This window comes from Legionella bononiensis, assembly GCF_016786215.1.
Taxonomy (GTDB): Bacteria; Pseudomonadota; Gammaproteobacteria; order Legionellales; family Legionellaceae; genus Legionella; species Legionella bononiensis.
In genome coordinates this window covers 149,503-156,033 of the sequence record NZ_JADOBG010000003.1, presented here as the reverse complement: position 1 = coordinate 156,033, position 6,531 = coordinate 149,503, and the positions used below count along the sequence as shown (strand labels likewise).

Genomic DNA, 6,531 nt, shown 5'->3' with positions numbered 1-6,531 from the left:
GAGCACCTTAGTGTGGTACGGTGCCAGCATTAGGAGATCCTTCACTGCGTTCAGGATGACGTCATAACCCAGTGAAACGTCATCCCGAATGTAATGAGGAAGCTCCTTAGTGTGGTATGGTGCCAGCATTAGGAGATCCTTCACTGCGTTCAGGATGACGTCATAACCCAGTGAAACGTTATCCCGAATGTAATGAGGGAGCTCTTTAGTGTGGTACGGTGCCAGCATTAGGAGATCCTTCACTGCGTTCAGGATGACGTCATAACCCAGTGAAACGTCATCCCGAATGTAATGAGGAAGCTTCTTAGTGTGGTACGGTGCCAGCATTAGGAGATCCTTCACTGCGTTCAGGATGACAACATAACCCAGTGAAACGTCATCCCGAATGTAATGAGGGATCTCCTGAGCGTGGTACGGTGCCAGCATTTGGAGCGCTTTCAGCGCGTTCAGGATGACGAGCGTTCCAAAGGAAACGTCATCCCGAATGCAATGAGGGATCTCCTGAAGGTGGTACAGTACCCCAGATTGTCTTCAGGATGTTGTAATTCTCAGTAGTGTTGAGTAGTTGTACTGATAAGAGGGAATTGGTAAAAGGATTATTTAAGATCAGATGTTGTCTGGGAGGAGAATGGCATGAGAATACTAAAGGAATTTAAAGAATTTGCCATGCGTGGCAATGTAGTTGATTTAGCAGTTGCGGTTGTTATTGGTGCTGCTTTTGGCAAAATTATAACATCCCTGGTTGATGGAATTATCATGCCATTGATTGGCTTGATCATTGGTGGTGTCAATATTGCGGGCAAATCCCTGACTGTTGGGGACGCTGTAGTTAAATGGGGTGCGTTTCTACAAACCATCATAGATTTTACCCTCATCGCATTGTCTATTTTCGTTGTTATTAAATTTATTAATTTATTAAGGAAAAAAGAAGAAGAACAAGAGCCAAAGTTGACCCCGGTTGAGGTATTGCTGACTGAAATCAGGGATTTAATGAGCGAAAGAAAATTGGATGAGTGAACTGATCAGGTTATTGGATTGACCTCCTGAATTCGCAATTGATCAAAATTTAATCGGCCTCATTTTTTTGTGCTATAATTTTGTTAGTTATTTAAATAATAAGGATATTTATGAACGATCTCATGAATTTAATCGCACTCATTATTGTTTTTGGTGTCGGTCTCTGGCTAATTAATGCGTTTATTCCAATGCCAGGAGCTATAAAAAGTCTTCTGAACGTCCTGGTTTTAATTATTCTGATCATTTATATTCTTCAGTTTTTTGGAATAATAAAAACAATATTACCGATGATTAGAATATTAAAATAGCTGCGTTTTAATGGCTGTTTAGGTGACGTGTTGAACTTTCCTGCGAACAGATAACTTCTAGATAGCGTGCAAGTATGTTATGCCGAATTTAATGAGGGATCTCCTGAGTGCAGTATCTGCATTTGGGGATCCTTCATTGCATTTGCGATAATAAAATACCTGTAATTATATCGATTCATTTAATTACTCAATTTCTAGCCAACAATGGATGAACATTTTTTCTCTTGACTTGGGCGGCTTGATTTGATGTGCTTGGATTAGCTCTCTGTGTTGTATTGGATCTTTTTTGAGAGTGATTTAAATAGGATGTTATTTATACCAATGTATTAATATAAAGGGAGTTGTATTATGCCAAAGGTACAAAATGTTGATAAAAATGCATTTGAGGTAGTGTGTAAAAAATTGGAAGGCATCAAGGATGAACTGAAACATTCACACAGTCTTGATATATTGAAATCCATTATTACCCGCTATGATGAAGTTAATTTAAAATCAGAGTCCATAATTCGTCATACCCAAGCGGATCAAAAGGCTAATAAAAAGTTTAACAGACTTACCTGCCGTATTGATGAATTAATTTTTAATTCCATGTGTAAAGCACTGGAAGGTATGAAACATGAACTGAAACACTGTAACAGTTCGGATAATTTAAATACCTTGATTCAGCACCGTTCCCAAATTAATACCAATACCGATGCAGTATTAAGACACATTACAAAGAATCCAGCCGCACAAGATAAAATTATCAAATTAGAGATAGGGATTGCCGAACATCTGAAAAGAAAAAAACAGGAAATTACTTTATCAGAACAAAAAAATAATGAGAAGACAGATGAGAACAGCATCACTGAACGCGTCAATTATTCGGAGAAGAGTGGATTACACACGGAGCATCAATTGGAGTTATCGACCACAGATAAAACTCAATCTGATAAAAAGGCCTCAGAAACCAATGACTCCGCCATGAAGCACATTGTATCCAAAATATTAACCAGGAATAAACAAAGTAAAACTCCAAAAGTAACGTTTAATACGGAATCTATCATAATCAATGAAAGCGACTCATCGGATCACATGAACAGTACAGAGCATAGAGATCAAACACATTCTGAGGATAACTCAGTTAATGAACCGGGTTTAAATTTCCAACAAATGAAGGCTAGGGAATTGCAATTGTCTCAGTTTGATAAATTGGTAAAACAATTAATGATCAAGCGAGATGAGTTTCATAAACGATATCCTCTGGAACTTGATGATGATGTGAAAAAGCCATATGGAGCAGCGTGTCAGTTAGTTCATAAGCTAACGAGTTATTCTCAATCGTATAAAGATGGAATGATCGATCTTAAGGGATTTAAAGATCAGGCAACCAAAGAACTTCGTGAGCAACGTAAAGGCGTTTTAAGTGAACACAGGGGGTGTAAAGAGTTAATGGCTAATATATTATTAGCTCTAGGTACGCTTGGAGTAGGTTATGTTTTAGCTGCTTTATTTACACAAAGTTTCACGCCGATCAAGCTAAATACCAGTACGGTAAATCAATTGGATGAGACCCTAAAAGCAGTTGAACAATCCGAGCGAACTTTTGAAGCCAGGATCCGCTGATAATGTACTTGTACAGATGCACTCAAACGCCTACGTACCGCGGCCTGTCCGCGGTATCCAACGTTTTTATGGATGAAGCAAACAAACTCTGATAACGAAACACTACAAAACCACCAGTCAGTTGGAGCTTTAATGCAGGAATTAACACTTAGAAATTATAAATTTGATAATGCGAAGTTTGTTCTGATATTCTTTGTGGTGTTACTGCATTTTATCTCACCTCATCGAAGTGGCATATTGACGCAACGATTTGTTTTTACTTCTAATGTGTATGTTTGTCTGCAGTTGTTGGCTATGCCTTGTTTTACAGTTATTTCGGGAGTGTTCAGCCAAGGTAAGTTAACAGACAGTTCCATGGCTAAAATTCTCAGTAAATTAATTGCGCCCTATATTATCTTTGAATTGATTTATTCCTATGTTGCTCGTGATTACAATACCAAGTTATTGATAATAGAACCATTTTATATACTCTGGTATTTATTATCCCTGGCAATTTGGAGAACAGTACTTCCTTTTTTCCTACAGATAAAATTCCCGTTAACTACTGCAATTATTGTAGCATTGCTCATTGGCTTTTGTGGCAAAATGGGTGATGTATTTGCTTTGGGAACCACTTTTTTATATTTCCCATTTTTTATTTTGGGATTTAAGTTAAATCAATATAGAGAGCGAGACTGGAATATAATCTACAAAGGAAGTGCTTTTATTGTGCTCTGTTTTATTGTGTACCTGGTATTCCAGATATCACCTAATAATGTAAAACAGTTTGAACCTATTTATCCTTATTATTTTATTTATCATTCCGCCTGGAGCAAAGCGCTATTTTTACGTTGTTTTTGGATGATGATTTCGGTATTTTTTAGTTTGGGTTTTCTTATCCTGATGCCATCGCAGCGCACGTTTTGGTCAGATTGGGGACGCCGAAGTATTTATCCCTATTTGTTGCATGTGTTTGTATTACTGGGCCTAATTGATTCAGGTTTGTATCAGCAAGAGAGTTGGTATTATGTGTGGTTTTTAATTGCTATTGCATTGCTGACCACTATAGCGTGTTCCATGAAATGGGTTACCCAATTAACTCATTTATTGATAGAGCCTGATTTAAAATGGCTTTTAAAGTTAAAAAGAGAATAAAAATCCAGCGTTAAACAGAACCCATTCGTTTATAAATAAAAAACGGTATACGAGTAATGACTGCCATGATTGCGCGCCAGAAATTGGGGAAATAAATCAATCGTTTATTTTTGTTTACCGCAATCCAACATGCTTTGGCACAATCCTTGGGTTGAGCTGCATGGAAAATGCCTGGTAGACCGAAGGTTTGTCTGGTATCAATAAAACCCAGACGCGCAATAGAAATGTGTTGGCTTTTTGTTGCAGATTGCTGTAAACCTTGAAGATATACTTCGATTGCAGCTTTGCTGCCGCCATATAAACTGTTTTTAGCTCGACCTCTACAAGCCGCGACAGAACTTAAAAAGAGTAGGTGATGCATTGATTGACACCTATCTAAATAGGCTTGAATGAGTAAGGTTGTTGCCAGAATATTGACCTGTACCAGTTGTGTAATGGATTCAACTGTGAGGTGATTATTTCCAGTAAAATCACTGTGCGCTATAAATAAATCCAATTCCTGCTTGTCTGGTTTTAAAACAGTCAATAAAGTACTGGCCGGTTGTGTCATATCCATTATCGCAATATCACAAGGTACTTGATATCTGAGCTCTATATCTCTGGCGATAAGATTCAGTTGTTCCTGATCACGCCCAACCAAGCGTAGTGCGTTCCCTTCCTTGGCGGCGCAATGAGCGAACTCTTCGGCGATAATTGATGTTGCACCTATGATAACCCAGGTTCGTACAGTCATTCAGTTATCCTTAGTCTTTTGGCAAGATCCGAACGCATAGGAGATTGATACTGTTTGAGAATCTCCGATAGTTGAGCATGATGTTCATACTGGCTGCGAAACTGCTCTGGTGTAAGTAATAAATCCTTGGCCAGGTAAATACGGCCGTTCAGTTCAGTAATGAGTTGATTCATTGCCATGATGGCTTTTTGAGCTTGCGGATTATTAATAAAATCAATGGCGAGTGTAAAACCAGGTTTGCAGAATGATAGCAACCCTTCACCTGGTTGAATAAATAATTTCAGTACAGCAAGGGTAGGAATAGCCTTATGGCTTCTAATAATCTGAATTAACTGTTCTATAGTGTGGTGTGCGTTTTCCTGATTGAATACTGCCTGAAACTGAATGAGTCCTTTAGGTCCATAAAGTCTGTTCCAGTGCTTTATTTTATCCAGCGGATTATTAAATTCCAGCAGCGATAATTGTTCTACAGGTTTTTTACTGTTGAAATAGAATTTATTGAATAATTTCATATTCCATTGTTTGATTAAACCAAAGGGGAATTTACTGACGCTGTGCGATTTCTCCTCTTTGTAAGGAATGGGTTCACAGTGATTTGCCACCGAAAGAAGCGAGCGTGGCTCTGAGTTTAATAGATCCAGCCATGCTACTTGATACTGGTACTTAAGACCGTAAGTCGACATGGTTTCAGTGAGTGATTTTATCGATTCTATTTGCTTATGCTCTACTTGCACACAACGAGTGGCTTTTTTTAGTTTGATTCCAATACGGGTGATAACGCCTGTTAAACCTGCGCCACCAATGGTCGCTATAAATAAATCTTTATGTTCTTCGCGGCTGCAGTGATATTTTTTATTTCTTAAAATTAAATCAAACCAGAGTATGTGGTGTCCGAAGCTGCCTTCGTAAGGGTTATTTTTGCCATGAACATCATGGGCAATTCCCCCTGCAAGTGTAGCGTGTACTGTTCCAGGTATTACGTAGGGAATGTATTCTGGATGGAGTAAAAATAAATCTTTAATAGACACGCCACTTTGGCACACCGCATTACCGGTATTGGCATCAAAACTGATTAGATGGTTCAGTCTTGAACTGTCAATTATAAAGCCATTCTGGTTGAAGCAACTGTCGCTATAACTTAATCCAGCACCTCTGACCAGCATGGGGAGAGCCTGTTCATTGGAACAATATTCTTCAAGTTGTTTCTCATTATCTGGCCGTAAAGAGAGCGACTCGCTGTATTTTGCCCGGCTAAAGTTAGTCAATATCGTTTTTTTGCTGCGCATTGAGAGTTCATCAGATAATCATTTTGATTCCTGAGTTTCTCATGATTTATTTATTAATGAAACCCGATCAATGGATAATTTTTTGGCTATAATTTATTTAGAAACCTACAGTTAAGGATAAATTATGAATGATTTAAGCTCCTGGTTGATTGCAGTATTTCTTGTTCTTTTTTCATTAATGGTGAGTGCTGCAGATATCCCATCTGAAGTGGAAGGAACTCAGGATCTGGATCAACTGAGCTGTGTTGATGAGGCCACCCAAAATTGCATTGATAATGCGTGCTTAACTTCTGACGATATCAATTGTGAAGATAATTGTGGAAAATTGGCACAACAGAAATGTCAGGACGCAAACAATGAGTAAATATAACGACTTGGCTCAAAAAACGTCTTTGCAAAATATCAGTAAATTATCCTGAAATATTCTATCATTTGCTACGTTCTTTGG

Annotated in this window: 8 protein-coding genes; 5 read left to right on the top strand and 3 right to left on the bottom strand. The window is 38.2% G+C overall.

The window, feature by feature from the left end:
* On the bottom strand, positions 1 to 228 hold a 228-nt coding region (locus IZU94_RS03625), incomplete at its 3' end, for a hypothetical protein (RefSeq protein ID WP_203108100.1).
* A gap of 405 nt (positions 229 to 633) precedes the next feature.
* Here IZU94_RS03625 and mscL point away from each other — a divergent pair.
* From mscL to IZU94_RS03605, 4 genes are all read left to right on the top strand, one after another.
* A complete protein-coding gene (mscL, locus tag IZU94_RS03620) occupies positions 634 to 1,017 on the top strand; it encodes a large-conductance mechanosensitive channel protein MscL (protein ID WP_203108098.1) in 384 nt (127 codons plus the stop codon).
* A gap of 110 nt (positions 1,018 to 1,127) precedes the next feature.
* Positions 1,128 to 1,325 (top strand): Thivi_2564 family membrane protein, encoded by a 198-nt coding sequence (locus IZU94_RS03615; RefSeq protein WP_203108096.1) that lies wholly within the window; start codon positions 1,128 to 1,130, stop codon positions 1,323 to 1,325.
* Positions 1,326 to 1,673: 348 nt separating this feature from the next.
* Positions 1,674 to 2,930, top strand: coding sequence for a hypothetical protein (locus IZU94_RS03610; protein ID WP_203108094.1), 1,257 nt, complete (start codon positions 1,674 to 1,676; stop codon positions 2,928 to 2,930).
* 72 nt (positions 2,931 to 3,002) lie between these two features.
* Positions 3,003 to 4,064 (top strand): acyltransferase family protein, encoded by a 1,062-nt coding sequence (locus IZU94_RS03605; protein ID WP_203108092.1) that lies wholly within the window; start codon positions 3,003 to 3,005, stop codon positions 4,062 to 4,064.
* 10 nt (positions 4,065 to 4,074) lie between these two features.
* Here the strand turns inward: IZU94_RS03605 and IZU94_RS03600 are convergent, their stop codons facing one another.
* Entirely contained in the window at positions 4,075 to 4,797 is a 723-nt protein-coding gene (locus IZU94_RS03600) for an SDR family NAD(P)-dependent oxidoreductase (RefSeq protein WP_203108091.1), read from the bottom strand.
* Entirely contained in the window at positions 4,794 to 6,083 is a 1,290-nt protein-coding gene (locus IZU94_RS03595; RefSeq protein WP_203108089.1) for an FAD-binding oxidoreductase, read from the bottom strand. The genes IZU94_RS03600 and IZU94_RS03595 overlap by 4 nt, the downstream gene beginning before the upstream one ends.
* A 124-nt stretch (positions 6,084 to 6,207) precedes the next feature.
* On the opposite strand from IZU94_RS03595, the gene IZU94_RS03590 reads away from it, so the two are divergent.
* Positions 6,208 to 6,447 (top strand): hypothetical protein, encoded by a 240-nt coding sequence (locus IZU94_RS03590; RefSeq protein WP_203108087.1) that lies wholly within the window; start codon positions 6,208 to 6,210, stop codon positions 6,445 to 6,447.
* The last annotated feature ends 84 nt before the right edge of the window (positions 6,448 to 6,531 follow it).

Excerpts from the sequence above, each read along its gene's own strand:
- mscL (WP_203108098.1), top strand. The coding sequence starts at position 634 with ATGAGAATACTAAAGGAATTTAAAGAATTTGCCATGCGTGGCAATGTA.
- IZU94_RS03615 (WP_203108096.1), top strand. The coding sequence starts at position 1,128 with ATGAACGATCTCATGAATTTAATCGCACTCATTATTGTTTTTGGTGTC.
- IZU94_RS03610 (WP_203108094.1), top strand. The coding sequence starts at position 1,674 with ATGCCAAAGGTACAAAATGTTGATAAAAATGCATTTGAGGTAGTGTGT.
- IZU94_RS03605 (WP_203108092.1), top strand. The coding sequence starts at position 3,003 with ATGAAGCAAACAAACTCTGATAACGAAACACTACAAAACCACCAGTCA.
- IZU94_RS03600 (WP_203108091.1), bottom strand. The coding sequence starts at position 4,797 with ATGACTGTACGAACCTGGGTTATCATAGGTGCAACATCAATTATCGCC.
- IZU94_RS03595 (WP_203108089.1), bottom strand. The coding sequence starts at position 6,083 with ATGCGCAGCAAAAAAACGATATTGACTAACTTTAGCCGGGCAAAATAC.
- IZU94_RS03590 (WP_203108087.1), top strand. The coding sequence starts at position 6,208 with ATGAATGATTTAAGCTCCTGGTTGATTGCAGTATTTCTTGTTCTTTTT.